At 71.2% G+C, this 19,202-nt stretch carries 18 protein-coding genes; 15 read left to right on the top strand and 3 right to left on the bottom strand.

Annotated features, from left to right (window positions below):
- The first annotated feature begins 109 nt into the window (after window positions 1–109).
- The 12 genes from P3T34_RS06890 to P3T34_RS06835 all read left to right on the top strand — a co-directional run bounded on the left by P3T34_RS06890 (window position 110) and on the right by P3T34_RS06835 (window position 15,139).
- Entirely contained in the window at window positions 110–1,033 is a 924-nt protein-coding gene (locus tag P3T34_RS06890; RefSeq protein WP_280665095.1) for an ABC transporter permease, read from the top strand.
- Complete coding sequence (locus P3T34_RS06885; protein WP_280665094.1) at window positions 1,026–1,847, top strand: ABC transporter ATP-binding protein; 822 nt, start codon at window positions 1,026–1,028, stop codon at window positions 1,845–1,847. The genes P3T34_RS06890 and P3T34_RS06885 overlap by 8 nt, the downstream gene beginning before the upstream one ends.
- Window positions 1,848–2,091: 244 nt before the next feature.
- Window positions 2,092–3,027 carry a squalene synthase HpnC gene (gene hpnC / locus P3T34_RS06880; protein WP_280665093.1) on the top strand — a complete coding sequence of 312 codons (936 nt, stop codon included), beginning with the start codon at window positions 2,092–2,094 and terminating at the stop codon, window positions 3,025–3,027.
- A 41-nt stretch (window positions 3,028–3,068) separates the two neighbouring features.
- Window positions 3,069–3,926, top strand: a complete 858-nt coding sequence (hpnD, locus tag P3T34_RS06875; protein WP_280671873.1) for a presqualene diphosphate synthase HpnD — start codon at window positions 3,069–3,071, stop codon at window positions 3,924–3,926.
- Between the two features lie 103 nt (window positions 3,927–4,029).
- Window positions 4,030–5,448, top strand: a complete 1,419-nt coding sequence (gene hpnE / locus P3T34_RS06870; RefSeq protein WP_280665092.1) for a hydroxysqualene dehydroxylase HpnE — start codon at window positions 4,030–4,032, stop codon at window positions 5,446–5,448.
- A gap of 152 nt (window positions 5,449–5,600) precedes the next feature.
- The gene (locus tag P3T34_RS06865; protein ID WP_280671871.1) at window positions 5,601–6,623 is read left to right on the top strand and encodes a polyprenyl synthetase family protein; all 1,023 of its coding nucleotides are present in this window, start codon (window positions 5,601–5,603) and stop codon (window positions 6,621–6,623) included.
- Between the two features lie 7 nt (window positions 6,624–6,630).
- On the top strand, window positions 6,631–8,739 hold the full coding sequence (gene shc / locus P3T34_RS06860) for a squalene--hopene cyclase (protein ID WP_280665091.1): 2,109 nt from the start codon (window positions 6,631–6,633) through the stop codon (window positions 8,737–8,739).
- Entirely contained in the window at window positions 8,736–9,431 is a 696-nt protein-coding gene (locus tag P3T34_RS06855; protein WP_280665090.1) for a 1-hydroxy-2-methyl-2-butenyl 4-diphosphate reductase, read from the top strand. The genes shc and P3T34_RS06855 overlap by 4 nt, the downstream gene beginning before the upstream one ends.
- A 2-nt stretch (window positions 9,432–9,433) precedes the next feature.
- Window positions 9,434–10,462 (top strand): adenosyl-hopene transferase HpnH, encoded by a 1,029-nt coding sequence (gene hpnH, locus P3T34_RS06850; protein ID WP_280665089.1) that lies wholly within the window; start codon window positions 9,434–9,436, stop codon window positions 10,460–10,462.
- Window positions 10,463–10,594: 132 nt separating this feature from the next.
- The gene (gene ispG / locus P3T34_RS06845) at window positions 10,595–11,755 is read left to right on the top strand and encodes a flavodoxin-dependent (E)-4-hydroxy-3-methylbut-2-enyl-diphosphate synthase (RefSeq protein ID WP_280665088.1); all 1,161 of its coding nucleotides are present in this window, start codon (window positions 10,595–10,597) and stop codon (window positions 11,753–11,755) included.
- Between the two features lie 71 nt (window positions 11,756–11,826).
- Window positions 11,827–13,749, top strand: a complete 1,923-nt coding sequence (gene dxs / locus P3T34_RS06840) for a 1-deoxy-D-xylulose-5-phosphate synthase (RefSeq protein WP_280665087.1) — start codon at window positions 11,827–11,829, stop codon at window positions 13,747–13,749.
- Window positions 13,739–15,139, top strand: coding sequence for an aspartate aminotransferase family protein (locus P3T34_RS06835; RefSeq protein ID WP_280665086.1), 1,401 nt, complete (start codon window positions 13,739–13,741; stop codon window positions 15,137–15,139). Before dxs ends, P3T34_RS06835 begins: the two co-directional genes overlap by 11 nt.
- A 16-nt stretch (window positions 15,140–15,155) precedes the next feature.
- Here the strand turns inward: P3T34_RS06835 and P3T34_RS06830 are convergent, their stop codons facing one another.
- Window positions 15,156–15,428 (bottom strand): DUF6343 family protein, encoded by a 273-nt coding sequence (locus P3T34_RS06830; RefSeq protein ID WP_280665085.1) that lies wholly within the window; start codon window positions 15,426–15,428, stop codon window positions 15,156–15,158.
- A 130-nt stretch (window positions 15,429–15,558) separates the two neighbouring features.
- On the opposite strand from P3T34_RS06830, the gene P3T34_RS06825 reads away from it, so the two are divergent.
- Both P3T34_RS06825 and P3T34_RS06820 read left to right on the top strand, forming a co-directional pair.
- Window positions 15,559–15,804 (top strand): hypothetical protein, encoded by a 246-nt coding sequence (locus P3T34_RS06825; RefSeq protein ID WP_280665084.1) that lies wholly within the window; start codon window positions 15,559–15,561, stop codon window positions 15,802–15,804.
- Window positions 15,805–15,906: 102 nt separating this feature from the next.
- On the top strand, window positions 15,907–16,110 hold the full coding sequence (locus tag P3T34_RS06820) for a hypothetical protein (RefSeq protein WP_035804446.1): 204 nt from the start codon (window positions 15,907–15,909) through the stop codon (window positions 16,108–16,110).
- Window positions 16,111–16,164: 54 nt separating this feature from the next.
- Here P3T34_RS06820 and fabG read toward each other — a convergent pair whose 3' ends face one another.
- Window positions 16,165–16,938 carry a 3-oxoacyl-ACP reductase FabG gene (fabG, locus tag P3T34_RS06815; RefSeq protein ID WP_280665083.1) on the bottom strand — a complete coding sequence of 258 codons (774 nt, stop codon included), beginning with the start codon at window positions 16,936–16,938 and terminating at the stop codon, window positions 16,165–16,167.
- Window positions 16,939–17,413: 475 nt separating this feature from the next.
- Here fabG and P3T34_RS06810 point away from each other — a divergent pair, with 475 nt between their 5' ends.
- Window positions 17,414–18,250: a MarR family winged helix-turn-helix transcriptional regulator gene (locus P3T34_RS06810; RefSeq protein WP_280665082.1), complete on the top strand. Its 837-nt coding sequence runs from the start codon at window positions 17,414–17,416 to the stop codon at window positions 18,248–18,250.
- Window positions 18,251–18,328: 78 nt separating this feature from the next.
- On the opposite strand, the gene P3T34_RS06805 is transcribed toward P3T34_RS06810, so the two are convergent.
- The gene (locus tag P3T34_RS06805) at window positions 18,329–19,183 is read right to left on the bottom strand and encodes an aldo/keto reductase (RefSeq protein WP_280665081.1); all 855 of its coding nucleotides are present in this window, start codon (window positions 19,181–19,183) and stop codon (window positions 18,329–18,331) included.
- Window positions 19,184–19,202 lie beyond the last annotated feature (19 nt).

The following is a 19,202-nucleotide window of genomic DNA, read 5'->3' as shown; positions in this document are numbered from 1 at the left end:
TCGGCCAAACCTCCCCCGTGATCCGCAGGGATCTTCCAGTCGAAAGACCGGCGCCTGCCCCCGGCCAGCAGCCGGACTTCCGAATCCGTGAAGGACGAATGTGTCGACAGTGAGTGAAACGATCAACCTCTCCGCCCCGGGAGGTGTTGATGCCGGACTGAGCCAGAAGCAGCTCGCGGACAAGTACGGGCTGAAGGTCAGCGGCGCCCGGCCCGGACTGGTGGCCTACACCAAGCAGCTCTGGCAGCGCCGGCACTTCATCGTGGCCTTCGCGACCGCCCGCCTGGTCGCGCAGTACACCACGGCGAAGCTGGGCCAGGTCTGGCAGGTCGTGACTCCGCTGCTGAACTGCGCCGTGTTCTACCTGGTCTTCGGTCTGATCCTGGCCGGCAACAAGGTGCCGCACTACATTCCGTGGCTCTGCACCGGTGTGTTCATCTTCCAGTTCACCCAGAGCGCTGTGCAGTCCGGCACCCGGGCCATCTCGGACAACCTCTGGCTGATCCGGGCGCTGCACTTCCCGCGGGCCTGCCTGCCGATCGCCTTCACCGTGATCCAGCTCCAGCAGCTGCTGATCTCGATGGTCGTGCTGGTCGCCATCGTGCTCGGCTTCGGCATGCCGATAAGCGCCAGCTGGCTGCTGGTCATCCCGATTCTGATCATGCAGGCGGCGTTCAACACCGGCCTGTCGCTGATCATGGCCCGGATCGGCTCCAAGACCAGTGACATGTCCCAGCTCATGCCGTTCATCCTGCGGACCTGGATGTACCTCTCCGGCGTGATGTACAGCATCTCGGGCAACAGCGCCCGCTGGCCGTCGTACGTCAAGCTGATCATGACGATAAACCCGGCCTCGGTGTACATGGAGCTGGTCCGGAACGCGCTGCTGCCGTCCGTCTACAGCCCCAGCACGCACAACCACCAGTCGCTCGGACACCACCTCTGGTACTACGCCGCCGGCTGGGCCGTGGTGCTGTTCGTTCTGGGGTATGTCTACTTCTGGAAGTCCGAGGAGGAGTACGGCCGTGGCTGAGACCATCACCGACCGTGCGGCGCGCGACGCCCAGGCAGTCGCCAACGCCAAGCAGCACCGCATCCCCACCGTCGTCGTGGACGATGTGCACATCGTCTACAAGGTGCACGGCGCCGCGGCCGGCAAGGGCAGCGCCACCTCCGCGCTCAACCGGCTGATCGCCAAGAAGCGCTCGCCCGCCATCACCGAGGTGCACGCGGTGCGCGGCATCAGCTTCACGGCCTACAAGGGCGAGGCCGTCGGCCTGATCGGTTCCAACGGCTCGGGCAAGTCCACGATGCTCTCCGCGATCGCCGGCCTGCTGCCGACCGAGCGTGGCGGCATCTACACCGACGGCCAGCCCTCGCTGCTGGGCGTGAACGCGGCGCTGATGGACGACCTCACCGGTGAGCGCAACGTGGTGCTCGGCTGCCTCGCGATGGGGATGTCCCCGGCCGAGGTCAAGGCGCGCTACCAGGAGATCGTCGACTTCTCGGGCATCAACGAGAAGGGCGAGTTCATCAACCTGCCGATGCGCACCTACTCGTCCGGCATGGCGGCCCGCCTGCGGTTCTCCATCGCGGCGGCCAAGACGCACGACGTGCTGCTGATCGACGAGGCGCTCTCCACCGGCGACCAGGCGTTCCAGCGCCGCAGCGAGGCCCGGATCCGCGAGCTGCGCAAGGAGGCCGGCACGGTCTTCCTGGTCAGCCACAACAACAACGCGATCCGGGACACCTGCGAGCGGACCATCTGGATCGAGACCGGCGAGCTCATCATGGACGGCCCCACCGACGAGGTGGTCGGCATGTACGAGCGCGGCGAGCGTCCCTGAGGCGCCCACTGCGGGACAGGGCCGGTGTCCGGACGCGAGGCGTCCCGGGCACCGGCCCTGCCGTGTGCGCCGCGCGGGTGAGCACCCCCGGCGCGCCGGGACCCGGTCTTCCAGCACGCTGCCACGGCTGGCAGGCTGGGCCCGAAGCCGTCGGGCCCGCTGCTGCGGGTGCACGGCTCGGGGGCGCGTGTCCGAATCGGTTTCATGGTCAACAGCGGTGTAGAACGGGGGAGTGACGGTTCCAATGGCTTCGACGCATTCAGAAAGCCGGTCGGCGGGGGACACCCTGGACAAGGCGGCCCGGGAGAACTTCCCGGTCGCTCCCGCTTTCCTGCCCGCCGCCTGGCGGGACGACCTGATGGCCGTCTACGGTTTCGCCCGGCTGGTCGACGACGCGGGGGACGGGGACCTGGCCGATCCGGCCGGGACAGCCGTGCTGCTGGGTGCCGCCGCCCGTTCGGAGCAGTCCGATGAAGTGAGTTTCCGACTGGGTCTGCTGGACGGCCTGGAGCGGGACCTGGACCGCGCCTTCGAGGCCGCGCTGCCCGGTTCCACGGCCGAGCAGCCGCATCACCCGCTGCTGCGCGCCCTGGTCCCGCTGGTCGGCGGCCACGCGCTCACGCCCGATCCGTTCCGCCGCCTGATCGAGGCGAACCGGGTGGACCAGACCGTCGCCCGCTACGCGAGCTTCGAGGACCTGATCGGCTACTGCACACTGTCCGCCGACCCGGTCGGCCGCCTGGTGCTGGCCATCGCCGACGTCTCGACGCCGGAGCGCGTGCAGCTCTCCGACCAGGTCTGCAGCGCGCTGCAGGTGATCGAGCACCTGCAGGACGTCGCGGAGGACCTGGCCCGCGGCCGGATCTACCTGCCCACCGAGGACATGGCGCGGTTCGGCGTCACCGAGGACGACCTCGCCGCCCCCACCGCCGCGCCCAGGGTGCGTGAGCTGGTGGCCTTCGAGGCGGCCCGGGCGCGGACCCTGCTCGACCGCGGCGCTCCGCTGGTGGGTACGGTTCGGGGAAGGCTCCGACTGCTCCTGGCAGGATTCACCGCGGGCGGTTACGCGGCCCTGACGGCCATCGAGGCCGCCGGGTACGACGTCCTGGCCCAGCAGCCGAAGCCCGACAAGCGCCGCCTCGCGTTGAAGGCGGCGGCCATTTTCGCGAAGGGAAGGTGAGCGCCCGAGTGGCGGCATCACCACTGGCGTCGGCGCAGGTCATGGCGGCGTACCGGTACTGCGAGGCGGTCACCGCCCTGCAGGCCCGCAATTTCAGCTACGGCATCCGGCTGCTCCCGGAGCCCAAGCGACTGGCGATGTCCGCGCTCTACGCGCTGGCCCGCCGGGTCGATGACATCGGCGACGGCGAACTGCCCCCCGAGCGCAAGACCGAGCAGCTGAGCGCCACCCGCGCCCTGCTGGACGAGGTCCGGGCCGGCGAGGTCACCGAGGAGGACACCGACCCGATCAAGGTCGCGCTGGCCGACGCGGCCCGGCGCTTCCCGATCCCGCTGGACGCCTTCGACGAGCTGATCGACGGCGTCGAGATGGACCTGCGCGGCGCCGAGTACGCCACCTTCGAGGACCTCAAGGTCTACTGCCGCTGCGTCGCGGGCTCGATCGGGCGGCTCTCGCTGGGCGTGTACGGCTGCGAGGACCCCAAGCGCGGGGCCGAGTACGCCGACACCCTGGGCCTGGCCCTGCAGCTCACCAACATCCTGCGCGACCTTCGCGAGGACGCCGTCAACGGCCGGACCTACCTGCCGTCCGAGGACCTCGCCCGGTTCGGCTGCGAGCAGGGCTTCGCGCTGCCCGCGCCGCCGCTGGGCGCCGACTTCACCGGCCTGGTGGCCTTCCAGGCCGAGCGTGCCCAGGGGTACTTCGAGGAGGGCCTGCGGCTGCTCCCGATGCTGGACCGCCGCAGCCGCGCCTGCACCGCCGCGATGGCGGGGATCTACCACCGCCTGCTCGGCCGGATCGCCGCCGACCCGGAGTCGGTGCTGCGCGGCAGGGTCTCGCTGCCCGGTTGGGAGAAGGCGTACGTCGCGCTCTCCGGCCTGGCCGGAGGCCGTTCTTGAGTCACACGCACACACCGTCACCTGCTGTCAGCGGGGAATCACGCAGCATCATGTGCGTGTTGTCCCTGGGGACGGAGTGCACCACGAGCTGCGCGGAGGGCCGATGACCGGGCGGACACAGACTCGCATCCGCTCCGCCGTGGTGGTCGGTGGCGGCCTGGCCGGCCTGACGGCGGCGCTGCGGCTGGCCGAGGCGGGCCTTCGGGTCACCCTGCTGGAGAGCAGGCCGCGCCTGGGCGGGCTGGCGTTCTCGTTCCGGCGCGGTGAGCTGGTGGTCGACAACGGCCAGCACGTCTTCCTGCGCTGCTGCACCGCCTATCGCGGCCTGATCGAGCGCCTGGGCGCCGGCGCCCAGGTGGCGATCCAGCCCAGGCTGGACGTGCCGGTGCTCGCGGTGGTGGGCGGGCGGCAACGGCTCGGTCGGCTGCGCCGCGCCGCGCTGCCGGTGCCGCTGCACCTGGCCGCCAGCCTGGCGACGTACCCGCACCTGTCCGCGCCGGACCGGCTGCGGGTGGTGCGCGGCGCGCTCGCGCTGCAGCGGCTCGACCTGGCCGATCCGGCGCTGGACGCGACGTCCTTCGGCGACTGGCTGCGCGCGCACGGGCAGAACGCCCGCACCATCGAGGCCCTCTGGGACCTGGTCGGCATCGCCACCCTGAACGCCCGGGCCGACCAGGTCTCGCTGGCGCTGGCCGCGATGGTCTTCAAGACCGGCCTGCTCTCCGACCCGGGCGCCTCGGACATCGGCATCGCCGCCGTCCCGCTGGGCGCCGTGCACCACGACGCCGCCTTGGCCGAGCTCGCCCGCGCCGAGGTCAAGGTGCTGCTGCGGTCCAAGGCGGTGGAGCTGAAGACCGTCTCCACCGAGGAGGGTCCGCAGCACGCGGTCCGGTTGGAGGGCGGTGAGCTGCTGACGGCCGACGTGGTGGTGCTGGCCGGCGCGCAGGACGCGGCCGCCGCGCTGCTGCCGGCCGACGCGATCGAGGGCCAGGCCCGGCTGACCGAGCTGGGCACCGCCCCGATCCTCAATGTGCACGTGGTCTACGACCGCCAGGTGCTGCGCCGCCCGTTCTTCGCCGCGCTCGGCTCTCCCGTGCAGTGGGTCTTCGACCGCACCGCGCACTCGGGCCTGGCGCAGACCCGGCCGGGAGCGCAGTACCTCGCGCTCTCGCAGTCCGCGGTGCACGACGAGATCGAGCTGCCGGTCGCCGAGCTGCGGGCCCGCTACCTGCCGGAGCTGGAGCGCCTGCTGCCGGCCGCCCGCGGCGCCGAGGTGCTGGACTTCTTCGTGACCCGCGAGCGCACCGCGACCTTCGACCCGGCGCCGGGCACCGCCGCGCTGCGGCCCTCCGCCCGCACCCGCGTGCCGGGCCTGCTGCTGGCCGGTTCGTGGACGGCCACCGGCTGGCCCGCGACGATGGAGAGCGCCGTGCGCAGCGGTCACGCCGCCGCCGACGCCGCTCTCGCGGAGGCCGGGGCCCGCGTCCCGGTGGACCGCGGCGACGGACGGTGGCCCCGATGACCGTCCGCGGCCCGGGTGACGACGTTCCACCAGGCGCCGATCGTCCGACAGAGACCAGCACCACAGCTCAGGGAGAGGGAACGTACGTGGAGGCACGCCTCAGCACGGCCGCGAGACCGACCGATTCGGCCGGCCCCGCATCGGTAGCGGAGCTGCTGGCCAGCGGCCGCAGGCTCTGCACCCCGCCGCTGCGCGCGGCGGTGGCCCGGCTGGCGCCGCCGATGGACGCGGTCGCCGCCTACCACTTCGGTTGGACCGACCGCGACGGCAAGCCCGCCGCGGGTGACGGCGGCAAGGCGGTGCGCCCGGCGCTCGCGCTGCTCTCCGCGCAGGCCGTGGGCGCCCCGCTGCAGGCCGGGGTGCCCGGCGGCGTCGCCGTTGAACTGGTGCACAACTTCTCCCTCCTGCATGATGATCTGATGGACGGTGACGAGACTCGCAGGCACCGGGCCACCGCCTGGACGGTCTTCGGTCCGGCCCAGGCGATCCTGGTCGGCGACGCGCTGGCCACCCTCGGCACCGAGGTGCTGCTCGATGCCGGCCTGAGTGGCGACGCCACCCCCGCCGACGCCGCGCGCGCCGTGCGCCTGCTGACCACCGCGACCCGCAAGCTGATCGACGGCCAGGCCCAGGACCTCTCCTTCGAGCACCGCGACGTCGTCACCGTCGAGGAGTGCCTGGAGATGGAGGGCAACAAGACCGGCGCCCTGCTCGCCGCCGCCTCCGCGATCGGCGCCGTGCTGGCCGGTGCGGACGACCGTACGGCCGACGCCCTGGAGCGCTACGGCTACCACCTCGGGCTCGCCTTCCAGGCCGTCGACGACCTGCTCGGCATCTGGGGCGCCACCGAGGTGACCGGCAAGCCGCACTGGGGCGACCTGCGCCAGCGCAAGAAGTCGCTGCCGGTGGCCGCCGCGCTCGCCGAGGGCGGCGCCGCCTCGCGCAGGCTCGCCGAACTGCTCGCCGACCCCGAGGGGCGCGGCGAGGAGACCGAGGAGGTGCTGGCCGGTCGGGCCGCACTGATCGAGCAGGCCGGCGGGCGGTCCTGGACCCAGGACGAGGCCCGTCGCCGTCACAAGACCGCCCTCGCCGCTCTGGACGAGGTGCCGATGACCGGCGAGGTGCGCGAGCACTTCGTCGCACTCGCCGAATTCGTGGTGGTACGAGAGAGGTGACGTCAAGTTGACAGCAACCGCGGACGGCCGGCTCGACCCTGAGTACGATTCCGAGCCGGTCGCGGTGGAGGAGCGGCCACCGGTGGACGCCCTGACCCAGGTGGTCCTGGCAGCCGGTGGTGGCTCGTGGGAAGTCACGGGGTCGGACCTAAACCGACCACCTGATGATTCACCCCCGGACCGTGCGGCGATCGACGACACCCTGCGCCGCGCCACCGCTCACCTGCTGTCCCTCCAGGATTCCGAGGGCTGGTGGAAGGGCAACCTGGAGACCAACGTCACCATGGATGCCGAGGACTTGTTACTGCGTCAGTTCCTGGGCATCCGCACCGAGGCCCAGACCAGCGCCACCGCCGAGTGGATCCGCTCCCAGCAGCGTGAGGACGGGACGTGGAGCACCTTCCACGGTGGGCCACCGGAGATCTCCACCACCGTTGAGGCGTATGTCGCGCTGCGCCTGGCGGGGGACCGGCCCGAGGCCCCGCACATGCTGTCCGCGGCCCGCTTCGTCCGGGAGTCCGGCGGGATCGCGGCGACCCGCGTCTTCACTCGGATCTGGCTCGCACTCTTCGGCTGGTGGCCGTGGGAGCGGTTGCCGGAAATGCCCCCCGAGATCATGTTCCTGCCCAAGTGGCTGCCGCTGAACATCTACGCGTTCGGCTGCTGGGCCCGGCAGACCATCGTGCCACTGACCGTCGTCTCCGCCCATCGGCCGGTGCGGCCGGCCCCCTTCACGCTCACCGAGCTGCACACCGATCCCGGCAATCCGTTCCCGCTGCGCCCGCTCGCGCCGCCCGCCAGCTGGGACGGGCTCTTCGAGCGGCTGGACCTGGTGCTGCACGCCTACCACAAGCGGGCGGTGCGCCCGCTGCGCCGGCTGGCACTCAGTCACGCCGGGCGGTGGATCGTCGAGCGCCAGGAGGCCGACGGCTGCTGGGGCGGCATCCAGCCGCCCGCCGTCTACTCGCTGATCGCCCTGCACCTGCTCGGCTACGAGCTGGAACACCCCGTCATGCAGGCCGGCCTGGCCGCCTTCGAGCGCTTCACCGTGCACACCGAGGACGGCAAGCGCTGGATGGAGGCCTGCCAGTCGCCGGTCTGGGACACCTGCCTGGCGACCATCGCGCTGGCCGACGCGGGCCTGCCGCCCGACCATCCGGCGCTGGTGAAGGCCACCGACTGGATGCTCGGGGAGGAGATCACCCGGCGCGGTGACTGGTCCGTCCAGAGACCGGGCCTCGCCCCGGGCGGCTGGGCCTTCGAGTTCGAGAACGACACCTATCCCGACATCGACGACACCGCCGAGGTGGTGCTGGCGCTGCGCCGGGTCGCCCACCCCGATCCGCAGCGGGTGGCGGGCGCGGTCAACCGGGGCGTCGAGTGGAACCTCGGCATGCAGTCCAAGAACGGTGCCTGGGGCGCCTTCGACGTGGACAACACCAGCACGCTCCCCAATAAGCTGCCGTTCTGCGACTTCGGCGAGGTGGTCGACCCGCCCTCGGCCGATGTCACCGCCCATGTGGTGGAGATGCTCGCCGAGGTCGGCAAGGCGGACGACCCGCGTACCCGGCGCGGGGTGGAGTGGCTGCTTCGCAACCAGGAGGCCGAGGGTTCCTGGTTCGGCCGATGGGGTACCAACTACATCTACGGCACCGGCTCGGTGCTGCCCGCCCTGGTCGCCGCCCAGGTGCCGCTCGGCGATCCGGCGATCCGCCGTGCGGTGCGCTGGTTGGAGGAGCGGCAGAACCCGGACGGCGGTTGGGGCGAGGACATGCGCTCCTACGAGGACCCGGAGCAGTGGTCCGGTCGCGGCGAGTCGACCGCCTCGCAGACGGCCTGGGCGCTGATGGCGCTGCTGGCGGCCGGCGAGGGGCCCGGTGGCCGGTACGCGCCCGAGGGCGGCGGGGGCACCGCGGCCGTCGAGCGCGGGGTGCGCTGGCTGGCGGCCACCCAGTTGCCGGAGGGCAGTTGGGACGAACCGCAGTTCACCGGGACGGGCTTCCCATGGGACTTCTCGATCAACTATCACCTGTACCGGCTGGTGTTCCCGGTCACCGCACTCGGCCGCTACCTGCACGGCAACCCCGTGCTCGGCGCAGACAGGAGGCTGAGGTGAACCCGCTGCTGGTGTGCTGCGCGCTGGCGCCCGAGGAGTGGGCGCTGCGCGGCGGCGACTGGGCGGGTGCGCTGGGCGGCGCACCCGTGCTGGCCCGTACCGGGATGGGCCCCGAGCGGGCCGCCCACGCCGCCCGCGCGCTCTTCGCGCCGGCCGTGCCGGCCTATGGCGCGGTGCTGGTCGCCGGGTTCTGCGCGGCGGTGGCGCCCGGGTTCGCGCCGGGCGACCTGGTGGTGGCCGAGGAGGTGCGGGCCGGTTCGGGCCGCACACTCGCCGTCGACTCGCCGCAGCCGCTGGTCGATGCCCTGCGCCTGCTGGGCCTCACCGTCCACCGCGGTCCGCTGTACTCGGCCGACCACGTGGTGCGCGGCGCCGAGCGCCGGGAGCTGTACCGCGCCGGCTCGGTGGCGGTGGACATGGAGTCCGCCGCGATCCTCGCCGCACTGCCCGCCGCGCTGCCGGTGGCCGTGCTGCGGGTGGTGGTCGACACCCCCGAGCGCGAACTGCTGCGCCCGGGCACCCTCCCCGCCGGCCTGCGGGCCTGGCGGGCCCTGCGCGCCGCGGTGCCGGCCATGATCGGCTGGCACCGCGCCGTCGCCGGACCAGCGGCTCGCGCTTCGATACCCGAGCCGTCCGACCTTCTGCCGTTGACCCACTCTTCACTGCCGACGCTCCCTCAGGAGGCGAGCTAGTCATGGCCATGCCGCTGCGCCAGACCGTGCGGGTCAGTACGTACCTCATGCAGCAGAAGCTCATCAAGCGGCGGGAGAAGTTCCCGCTGATCGTCGAGCTGGAACCGCTCTTCGCCTGCAACCTCGCCTGCGAGGGCTGCGGGAAGATCCAGCACCCGGCCGGGGTGCTCAAGCAGCGGATGCCGGTCGCCCAGGCGGTCGGCGCGGTGCTCGAATCGGGCGCGCCGATGGTCTCCATCGCCGGCGGCGAGCCGCTGATGCACCCTCAGATCGACGAGATCGTACGGCAGTTGGTGGAGAAGAAGAAGTACGTCTTCCTATGCACAAACGCACTGCTGATGCGGAAGAAGCTGGAGAAGTTCACTCCTTCGCCGTACTTCACGTTCACCGTGCACATCGACGGCCTGCGCGAGCGGCACGATGAGTCGGTGGCCAAGGAGGGCACCTTCGACGAGGCGGTGGCCGCCATCAAGGAGGCCAAGCGGAGGGGGTTCCGGGTCACCACCAACAGCACGTTCTTCAACACGGACACCCCGCAGACCATCATCGAGGTGCTCGACTACCTCAATGACGAGCTCAAGGTCGACGAGATGATGATCTCGCCGGCCTACGCCTATGAGAAGGCCCCCGACCAGGAGCACTTCCTGGGCGTCGAACAGACCAGGGAGCTGTTCCGCAAGGCGTTCGCCGGTGGCAACCGCCGCCGGTGGCGGCTCAACCACAGCCCGCTCTTCCTGGACTTCCTGGAGGGCAAGGTCGACTTCGAGTGCACCGCCTGGGGCATTCCCAACTACTCGCTCTTCGGCTGGCAGCGCCCCTGCTACCTGATGGCGGACGGGTACGTCCCGACGTACCGGGAGTTGATCGAGAAGACCGACTGGGCCAAGTACGGCCGCGGCAGGGACCCGCGCTGCGAGAACTGCATGGCGCACTGCGGGTACGAGCCGACGGCGGTGCTGGCCACCATGGGTTCGCTCAAGGAGTCGCTGCGTGCTGCCCGCGAGACGGTGGGCGGAAACCGGGGGCACTGAGGGTGGCCCAGCCCGGCGCGCGCTCACTGCACGCGCCGGGCGCGCCCCTGATCGCGCTACCCAGCACGACGGGAACGGTCCGAGGCCGGACCATGGCACCAAGACGACGAGCACCCTGAGGATGAGCCACTCATGACCGCGATCTCACTTGGTATTCCGTCCCTGCCGCTCAAGCCGCTTGCCACCCGCCGGCACTCCCGGCAGATCATGGTGGGCTCTGTTCCGGTCGGTGGTGACGCGCCGGTGTCGGTGCAGTCGATGACCACGACGGTGACGGCCGACATCAATGCGACGCTGCAGCAGATCGCGGAGCTGACGGCCTCGGGCTGCCAGATCGTGCGGGTGGCGGTGCCGACCCAGGACGACGCGGACGCGCTGCCGGTGATCGCCAAGAAGTCGGGCATCCCGGTGATCGCGGACATCCACTTCCAGCCGAAGTACGTGTTCGCGGCGATCGAGGCGGGTTGCGCGGCGGTGCGGGTGAACCCTGGCAATATCAAGCAGTTCGACGACAAGGTCGGCGAGATCGCCAAGGCCGCCAGGGACGCGGGTGTGCCGATCCGGATCGGTGTGAACGCGGGGTCGTTGGACAAGCGGCTGCTGGAGAAGTACGGGCGGGCGACGCCCGAGGCGCTGGTGGAGTCGGCGCTGTGGGAGTGCTCGTTGTTCGAGGAGCACGACTTCCGGGACATCAAGATCTCGGTGAAGCACAACGACCCGGTCGTGATGATCAATGCCTACCGGCAGCTCGCGGCGGCCTGCGACTATCCGCTGCACCTGGGCGTGACCGAGGCAGGGCCGGCGTTCCAGGGCACCATCAAGTCGGCGGTGGCGTTCGGCGCGCTGCTGGCGGAGGGTATCGGGGACACCATCCGGGTCTCGCTGTCGGCGCCGCCGGCCGAGGAGGTCAAGGTCGGCAACCAGATCCTGGAGTCGCTGAACCTGCGTCAGCGCGGTCTGGAGATCGTGTCGTGCCCGTCCTGCGGGCGGGCGCAGGTGGATGTCTACAAGCTGGCGGAGGAGGTCACCGCCGGGCTCGAGGGCATGGAGGTGCCGCTGCGGGTGGCGGTGATGGGCTGTGTCGTGAACGGTCCGGGTGAGGCCCGTGAGGCGGACCTCGGGGTGGCGTCGGGCAACGGCAAGGGGCAGATCTTCGTGAAGGGCGAGGTGATCAAGACGGTTCCGGAGTCGAAGATCGTCGAGACCCTGATCGAGGAGGCGCTCAAGCTCGCCGAGCAGATGCAGGCCGAGGGAGGTCCGACAGGCGCACCCGCGGTGATCGCGGCAGGCTGATCACAGGACGTTCCGTCAGTACCGCATCGACCCAAGAGAACGACCCAAGAGATCGACCAAGAGGTGGAGCCATGTCACTCCTGTCGTCCGTCCAGGGACCAGCCGACCTCAAGCGGCTGCCGGCCAACCGGCTGCCGCAGCTGGCCCAGGAGATCCGGGAGTTCCTGATCGAGTCGGTCACCCGGACCGGCGGCCATCTGGGACCCAACCTCGGGGTCGTCGAACTCACCATCGCGCTGCATCGAGTCTTCGACTCCCCGAACGACCGGATCCTGTGGGACACCGGGCATCAGACCTATGTGCACAAGCTGCTCACCGGCCGTCAGGACTTCAGCCGGCTGCGGTCCAGGGGCGGCCTGTCCGGCTACCCCTCGCGGGCCGAGTCCGAGCACGACGTGATCGAGAACTCGCACGCCTCCACGGTGCTCGGCTACGCCGACGGCATCGCCAAGGCCCACCAGATCCAGGGCCGCACCGACCGGCAGACCGTCGCGGTGATCGGCGACGGCGCGCTCACCGGCGGCCTGGCCTGGGAGGCGCTGAACAACATCGCGGAGGCCCAGGACCGTCCGCTGGTCATCGTGGTCAACGACAACGAGCGCTCCTACGCCAAGACCATCGGCGGTCTGGCCAACCACCTCGCCACGCTGCGCACCACCCAGGGCTACGAGCGCTTCCTGGCCTGGGGCAAGGAGGCGCTGCAGCGCACCCCGGTGGTCGGGCAGCCGATCTTCGAGGCGCTGCACGGCGCCAAGAAGGGGTTCAAGGACTCCTTCGCGCCGCAGGGCATGTTCGAGGACCTCGGGCTGAAGTACGTCGGCCCGATCGACGGCCACGACATCGCCGCCGTCGAGTCCGCGCTGCGCCGCGCGCGCGGCTTCGGCGGGCCGGTCATCGTGCACTGCCTGACCGTCAAGGGCCGCGGCTACCGGCCCGCCGAGCTGGACGAGGCGGACCGCTTCCACGCGGTCGGTGCGATGGACCCGTACACCTGCCTGCCGGTCTCGCCGGCCGGCGGCACCTCCTGGACGTCGGTCTTCGGCGACGAGCTGCTCGCGGTCGGCGGCTTGCGCCCGGACGTGGTGGCGATCACCGCCGCGATGCTCCAGCCGGTCGGTCTGGCGCCGTTCGCCAAGGCCTACCCAGCGCGGACCTTCGACGTCGGGATCGCCGAGCAGCACGCGGTGGCCAGCGCCGCGGGCCTGGCCACCGCCGGGCTGCACCCGGTGGTCGCGGTCTACGCGACCTTCCTCAACCGGGCCTTCGACCAGGTGCTGATGGACGTCGCGCTGCACCGGCTCGGCGTCACCTTCGTGCTCGACCGGGCCGGGGTGACCGGCAACGACGGCGCGTCCCACAACGGCATGTGGGACATGTCGATCCTGCAGGTCGTCCCGGGCCTGCGGCTGGCCGCGCCGCGTGACGCCGAGCAGTTGCGCGCCCAGCTGCGCGAGGCGCTGGAGGTGGCGGACGCGCCGACCGTGGTCCGCTTCCCCAAGGGCGAGGTCGGGCCGGTCGTCCCGGCCATCGAACAGGTCGGCGGCATCGACGTGCTGCAGCGCACCGTCGTTCCCGGCCGCAGCGGCCAGGACATCCTGCTGGTCTCGGTCGGCACCATGGCGGCGGCCTGCCTGGACGCTGCGGCGCTGCTCACCGCGGACGGCTTCGCCACCACCGTCGTCGACCCGCGCTGGGTCAAGCCGGTGGACCCCGAGCTGCCCAAGCTGGCCGCCGAGCACCGCCTGGTGGTCACCGTCGAGGACAACGGCCGGGCCGGCGGCGTCGGTGCGGCGATCGCCCAGGCGCTGCGCGACGCCGAGGTCGACACCCCGCTGCGCGACCTGGGGCTCGCCCAGGAGTTCCTCTCGCACGCCTCGCGCGGCGAGATCATGGAGGAGGCCGGCCTGACCGGGACGGGCATCGCCGCCGAGACGGCCGTCTTCGCCAAGCACCTGCTGCCTACCCGAGGAGTGAACGAGCCCCGTGCCAGCTGACCACCCGGCCGCCGGCCTCGACCTCGCCGCCCTGCTCTCCGAGCGCGGCGGCGAGCGCTACGAGCTGCACAGCCGCTACCTCAACCCGCAGCTCCCGCGGATGCTGCACACCATCGGCTTCGACAAGACGTACGACCGGGCGAGCGGCGCGTACTTCTACGACGACGAGGGCCACGAGTACCTCGACATGCTGGCCGGCTTCGGCATCTTCGCGCTGGGGCGCCACCACCCGGTGGTGCGCGACGCGATCCGGCAGGTGATGGAGCTCGACCTGCCCGACCTCACCCGCTTCGACTGCCCGCCGCTGCCCGGCCTGCTGGCCGAGCAGCTGATCGCGCGCACGCCCGGCCTGGACCGGGTCTTCTTCGGCAACAGCGGCACCGAGGCGGTCGAGACGGCGCTGAAGTTCGCCCGCTACGCGACCGGTCGGCGCCGGGTGCTCTACTGCGACCACGCCTTCCACGGCCTCACCGCCGGCTCGCTCTCGGTCAACGGCGAGAGCGGCTTCCGCAAGGGCTTCGACCCGCTGCTGCCGGACACCGCGATCCCGCTCGGCGATCTCGGCGCGCTCACCCGCGAGCTGCGCAAGGGGGACGTCGCCGCGCTGATCGTCGAGCCGATCCAGGGCAAGGGCGTGCAGGCGGCCCCGCCCGGCTGGCTGCGCGCGGCCCAGGCGCTGCTGCACGAGCACAAGGCGCTGCTGATCTGCGACGAGGTGCAGACCGGCATCGGCCGCACCGGCGCCTTCTTCGCCTACCAGGACGAGGAGGGCGTGCTGCCCGACCTGGTCTGCGCGGCCAAGGCGCTCTCCGGCGGCTATGTGCCGATCGGCGCCACGATCGGCAAGAGCTGGATCTTCGAGAAGGTCTACTCCTCGATGGACCGGGTGCTGGTGCACTCTGCCAGCTTCGGCTCCAACGCCCAGGCGATGGCCGCCGGGCTCGCCACGCTGCATGTCATGCGGGACGAGCAGGTGGTCGAGAACGCCCGCCGGGTCGGCGACCTGTTCCGCGCACGGTTGGCCGCGCTGGTCGACCGCTACGAGCTGCTGGCCGATGTCCGAGGCCGCGGACTGATGATCGGCATCGAGTTCGGCCGCCCCAAGTCGCTGAAGCTGCGCACCGGTTGGACGGCGCTGCAGGCCGCCCGCAAGGGGCTCTTCGCGCAGATGGTGGTGGTCCCGCTGCTCCAGCGCCACCGGATCCTGACCCAGGTCTCCGGTGACCAGCTCGAAGTGATCAAGCTGATCCCGCCGCTGATCATCACCGAGCGCGAGGTGGACCGCTTTGTCGAGGCCTTCACCGAGGTGATGGACGACGCGCACCGCGGCAGCGGCCTGATGTGGGACTTCGGGCGGACCCTGGTCAAGCAGGCCGTCGGCGGCCGCTGATCGGCCGGTCTGAGGCTCACAGTTCGACCTGGCGGCGCCGGATCACCACCCAGAGGTCGATGGCGGCCACCACGGTGAGGACGAAGCAGACGATCGCGAAGCCGACCAGGGTGCCCCGGCTGGGCACGCTGGTCGGCTTCGCCATGGCCGCGAAGACCGCGAAGGCGGCGGTGATCAACGCGAAGAACGGGGTGAAGATCACCGAGAGCAGAAAGCGCAGTTTCAGGTCGCTGCGCGCGAAACGCGGCTCGGTGCCGCTGCGCCAGCGGCGGGGTGTGGTCGCTCGCATGCCCGTCCACCTCCCTCGGGCCGGCTGAGGGGACGAATCCAGGCTACGCCGGGCGCTACCCTCGGGGGAACGGCCCCGCAAGGGGAGCAGGCAGCCCCTCGGTGGGGGGCGCACAGAAGTGAGGACCGGCGTGAGCATCGCGGTGTGCACCATCTGCACCGGCACCGGACGACTGGCCGGTCTGCAGTGCCGGACCTGCAAGGGCACCGGCACCACCGAACGCGACGGTGGAGGGAACTGCTTCCTCTGCAAGGGCACCGGGACCTACACCCGCTACCGGGTGTCGGCGGACGGCAGCAAGCAGGCGTACCGCGAGGAGCCCTGCCGGACCTGCGACGGCACCGGTTCGATGGCCGGCCACGGCAACGACGGCTGACCGACCGCTGACCGGGGGCGGTCCGGCTGCTGGGACACCCTTTCTGATGCGGCATCAAGACGCTACGGTGGACGTACTCTTCGTACCCGATGCGAGGTCGTCATGGTCGCCACCGTCACCTACTCCCGGTACTGCGCACACTGCGGCGCCCCGGTCTCCGAGGGGCCGGAGGGCGGGTACGTCTGCGGTGCCTGCTTCCACGTGGTGGAGCCGGTCGGCGCGGACGAGGCGCGCAAGGCCCGCCGGGCCGAGCGCGCCGCGATGGTCGCCGAGGCAGCCCGGCTGCGCGCGCTCGCACAGTCGTAGGCCCGGCCGTCCGGCGCTGGTGCGCGGACGACCGGGCCTTGGTGCGCCCGCGCTCTAGTCGAGCGGTCCGCCGGCGACGTAGATGACCTGGCCGGAGACGAAGCCCGCACCCTCGCTGGTGAGGAACGAGATGGTGTGGGCGATGTCCTCGGGGTAGCCGACCCGGTTGACCGGGATCTGGGTGGCCGCGGCCTGCTTGAAGGCCTCGAACTCCATGCCGACCCGGGCCGCGGTGGCGGCGGTCATGTCGGTGGCGATGAAGCCGGGGGCGACCGCGTTGGCGGTGATGCCGAACTTGCCCAGCTCGATGGCCAGCGTCTTGGTGAAGCCCTGCAGCCCGGCCTTGGCGGCCGAGTAGTTGGCCTGGCCGCGGTTGCCCTGGGCGGAGGACGACGAGAGGTTGACGATCCGGCCGAAGCCCGCGTCCACCATGTGCTTCTGCACCGCACGCGTCATCAGGAAGGCGCCGCGCAGGTGCACGTTCATGACGAGGTCCCAGTCGGCCTCGGACATCTTGAACAGCAGGTTGTCGCGGAGCACGCCGGCGTTGTTCACCAGGACGACCGGGGCGCCGAGTTCGGCGGCGATCCGGTCGACGGCCGCCTGCACCTGGGCGGCGTCCGAGACGTCCGCGCCGACCGCGAGCGCCCGGCCGCCGGCCGCGACGATCCGGTCGACGGTGTCCTTGCCCGCCGACTCCTCCAGGTCGACCACCGCGACGGCGTACCCGTCGGCGGCCAGCCGCAGGGCCGTCGCGGCGCCGATGCCGCGGGCCGCGCCGGTGACGACGGCGACCCTGGGAGTGCTGCTCTGCTCGGTCTCGGTCATGGGAATCACTGTCCCTCTCGCTTGTGAACAGGGGTTAGGAGAGCGCTGCCCGGTCACCCTACCGGCGGGTAGGATGGACGGCCAGAGTAGGCCTGCCGCAGCCGGCAGGGTTCGTACACCCGAGTTCTCAGGGTTCGTACAGGCGGGTGTCGGGGTCTCAGGCACGGGACGAAATACCACAAGTCGCCCGAACATCCGTCTACTATCCGCCCCTGCCTGCCGCAACACAGCAAGCGTTTGTATAGTGTGCGCCAGCAGCCGTCGGCTGCACGGCGGAGCTCCCCTCGATTCGGGTCGAAACCACTGCGGTTGGTGACGATCTGCCACCGGGGGAGACCAGCACGCCGCTACTGCCCCGCCCGGGTGTCCCACAGCACGCCGGGTGTGACATCAGGACGGATTCATGGTGCTGGGGGAGATCCCGACGACCCGTGTACCCGGACGACTTCAGCAGTCGCCCGGACACCTCATCCGCGTGGCCCAGCAGGTGCACACCCGGCTGTGGTCCGAACACGTGGGGGCCGAACTGACGGCTCCTCAGTTCGCTGTCCTGCTCACGCTCGCGCTCGAACCAGGCGCCGACCAGCGCACGGTGGGGGAGCGGGCGTCGCTGGACAAAGCGACGATGGCCGAGATGGTCGCTCGGCTGGTGCGGCGCGGTCTGGTGCTGCGCCGCCGCGACCCGGCTGACGGCCGGCGCAAGCTGCTCGCGCTCTCGCAGAACGGCGCACAGGCGGTCCGTGAGGCCACCGGCGGCGTGGTGCGCGTGCAGCGGACCCTCTTCGAGCCGCTGGCACCCGAGGAGCAGCTCGAACTCGTCCGGGTGCTGGCCAAGATAGCCAGGCTGGAGCCGGCCGCGGTGGCCGCGCTCAGCGACGCCCGGCCGCTGCTGGACGCCCAGCGGGCGGTCGGCTACCTGATCAGGGTCGGCCAGCAGGTGCACACCAAGCTCTGGTCCGAGCATGTCGGGGCCGACCTGACAGCGCCCCAGTACGCCGTGCTGGACGCGCTGGAGACCGAGCCGGGCGCCGACCAGCGCACGGTGGGCGAGCTGGCGTCGCTGGACAAGGCGACGATGGCCGAGATGGTCAGCCGGCTGGTGCGGCGCGGCCTGGTGCTGCGCCGTCGTGACCCCTCGGACGGGCGGCGCAACCTGCTCTCGCTCTCGCCGACCGGTCAGGAGCTGCTGCACAGCTCCTCCGCCGCGGTGGCGCAGGTGCAGCGTCAGCTGCTCTCGCCGCTGGAGGAGGTCGATCACGAGAAGGCGCTGGTGCTGCTCGCGAAGGCGGCCCGGCTGTCGCCGGAGGCGTAACGATTCGCCACCTTTTTGGTGGAGATATTGAGGGGGTCCCCACCGGGTGGTGGGGACCCCCTCAGCTGTGACCGGAGGTCAGTTCCAGTCGAAGCCCTGCGGGTCCGGGCCGATCCGCTCGCCGGTCTCGACGGCGGCCAGGGCTGCCAGGTCGGTCGAGTCCAGCACGAAGCCGGTCACGTCCAGGTTCTCCTTGATCCGCGAGGGGGTCACGGACTTCGGGATGGCGATCACGCCGCTCTGCAGGTGCCAGCGGAGCACCACCTGGGCCACCGAGCGGCCGTGCTTCTCGGCGATGGCGGTCAGCGCCGGGTGGGTCAGCAGGTCCTTGCCCTGGCCCAGCGGGCTCCATGCCTCGGTGGCGATGCCGTGCTCGGCGTGGAAGGCGCGCAGCTCGTGCTGCGGGAAGAACGGGTGCAGCTCGACCTGGTTCAGCGCCGGGACCACCGAGCTGGTGTCGAAGAGCCGGGTCAGCTGCTCCTGGCCGAAGTTGGAGACGCCGATCGCCTTGACCCGGCCGTCGGCCAGCAGCTGCTCGAAGGCATGCCAGACGTTGGCGTAGCTGCCGTGCATCGGGCGCGGCCAGTGGATCAGGTAGAGGTCCACGTACTCCAGGCCCAGCTTGCCGAGGGAGTCGTCGAAGGCGCGCAGTACGGCGTCGCGGCCGGCCTCGCCGGACCAGTCGGCCTTGCCGCTGTTCCACAGCTTGGTGGTGATGAAGAGTTCCTCGCGGGCCACGCCGGCCTGCTGGATGCCCGCGCCGGTGCCGACCTCGTTCTCGTACACCGCGGCGGTGTCGATGCTGCGGTAGCCGGTCTCGATGGCGGTGCGGACGGCGAGGGTCGCCGCGTCGTCCGGGACCTGCCAGACGCCGAAGCCGAGCTGCGGGATCCGTACGCCGTTGTTCAGGGTGACGGTGGGAATGGTGCTCACGAGAAGGAGTGCCCCTCTG

The sequence above is a fragment of the Kitasatospora sp. MAP12-44 genome (genome assembly GCF_029892095.1).
GTDB lineage: Bacteria > Actinomycetota > Actinomycetes > Streptomycetales > Streptomycetaceae > Kitasatospora.
This window is presented reverse-complemented; position numbering and strand designations above follow the sequence as displayed.

Bases quoted from the DNA above. Each gene is read 5' to 3' on its own strand.
- hpnD (WP_280671873.1), top strand. From the start codon at position 3,069: ATGGCGGCGTACCGGTACTGCGAGGCGGTCACCGCCCTGCAGGCCCGC.
- hpnC (WP_280665093.1), top strand. From the start codon at position 2,092: ATGGCTTCGACGCATTCAGAAAGCCGGTCGGCGGGGGACACCCTGGAC.
- P3T34_RS06820 (WP_035804446.1), top strand. From the start codon at position 15,907: ATGGTCGCCACCGTCACCTACTCCCGGTACTGCGCACACTGCGGCGCC.
- fabG (WP_280665083.1), bottom strand. From the start codon at position 16,938: ATGACCGAGACCGAGCAGAGCAGCACTCCCAGGGTCGCCGTCGTCACC.
- hpnH (WP_280665089.1), top strand. From the start codon at position 9,434: ATGGCCATGCCGCTGCGCCAGACCGTGCGGGTCAGTACGTACCTCATG.
- dxs (WP_280665087.1), top strand. From the start codon at position 11,827: ATGTCACTCCTGTCGTCCGTCCAGGGACCAGCCGACCTCAAGCGGCTG.
- hpnE (WP_280665092.1), top strand. From the start codon at position 4,030: ATGACCGGGCGGACACAGACTCGCATCCGCTCCGCCGTGGTGGTCGGT.
- P3T34_RS06830 (WP_280665085.1), bottom strand. From the start codon at position 15,428: ATGCGAGCGACCACACCCCGCCGCTGGCGCAGCGGCACCGAGCCGCGT.
- ispG (WP_280665088.1), top strand. From the start codon at position 10,595: ATGACCGCGATCTCACTTGGTATTCCGTCCCTGCCGCTCAAGCCGCTT.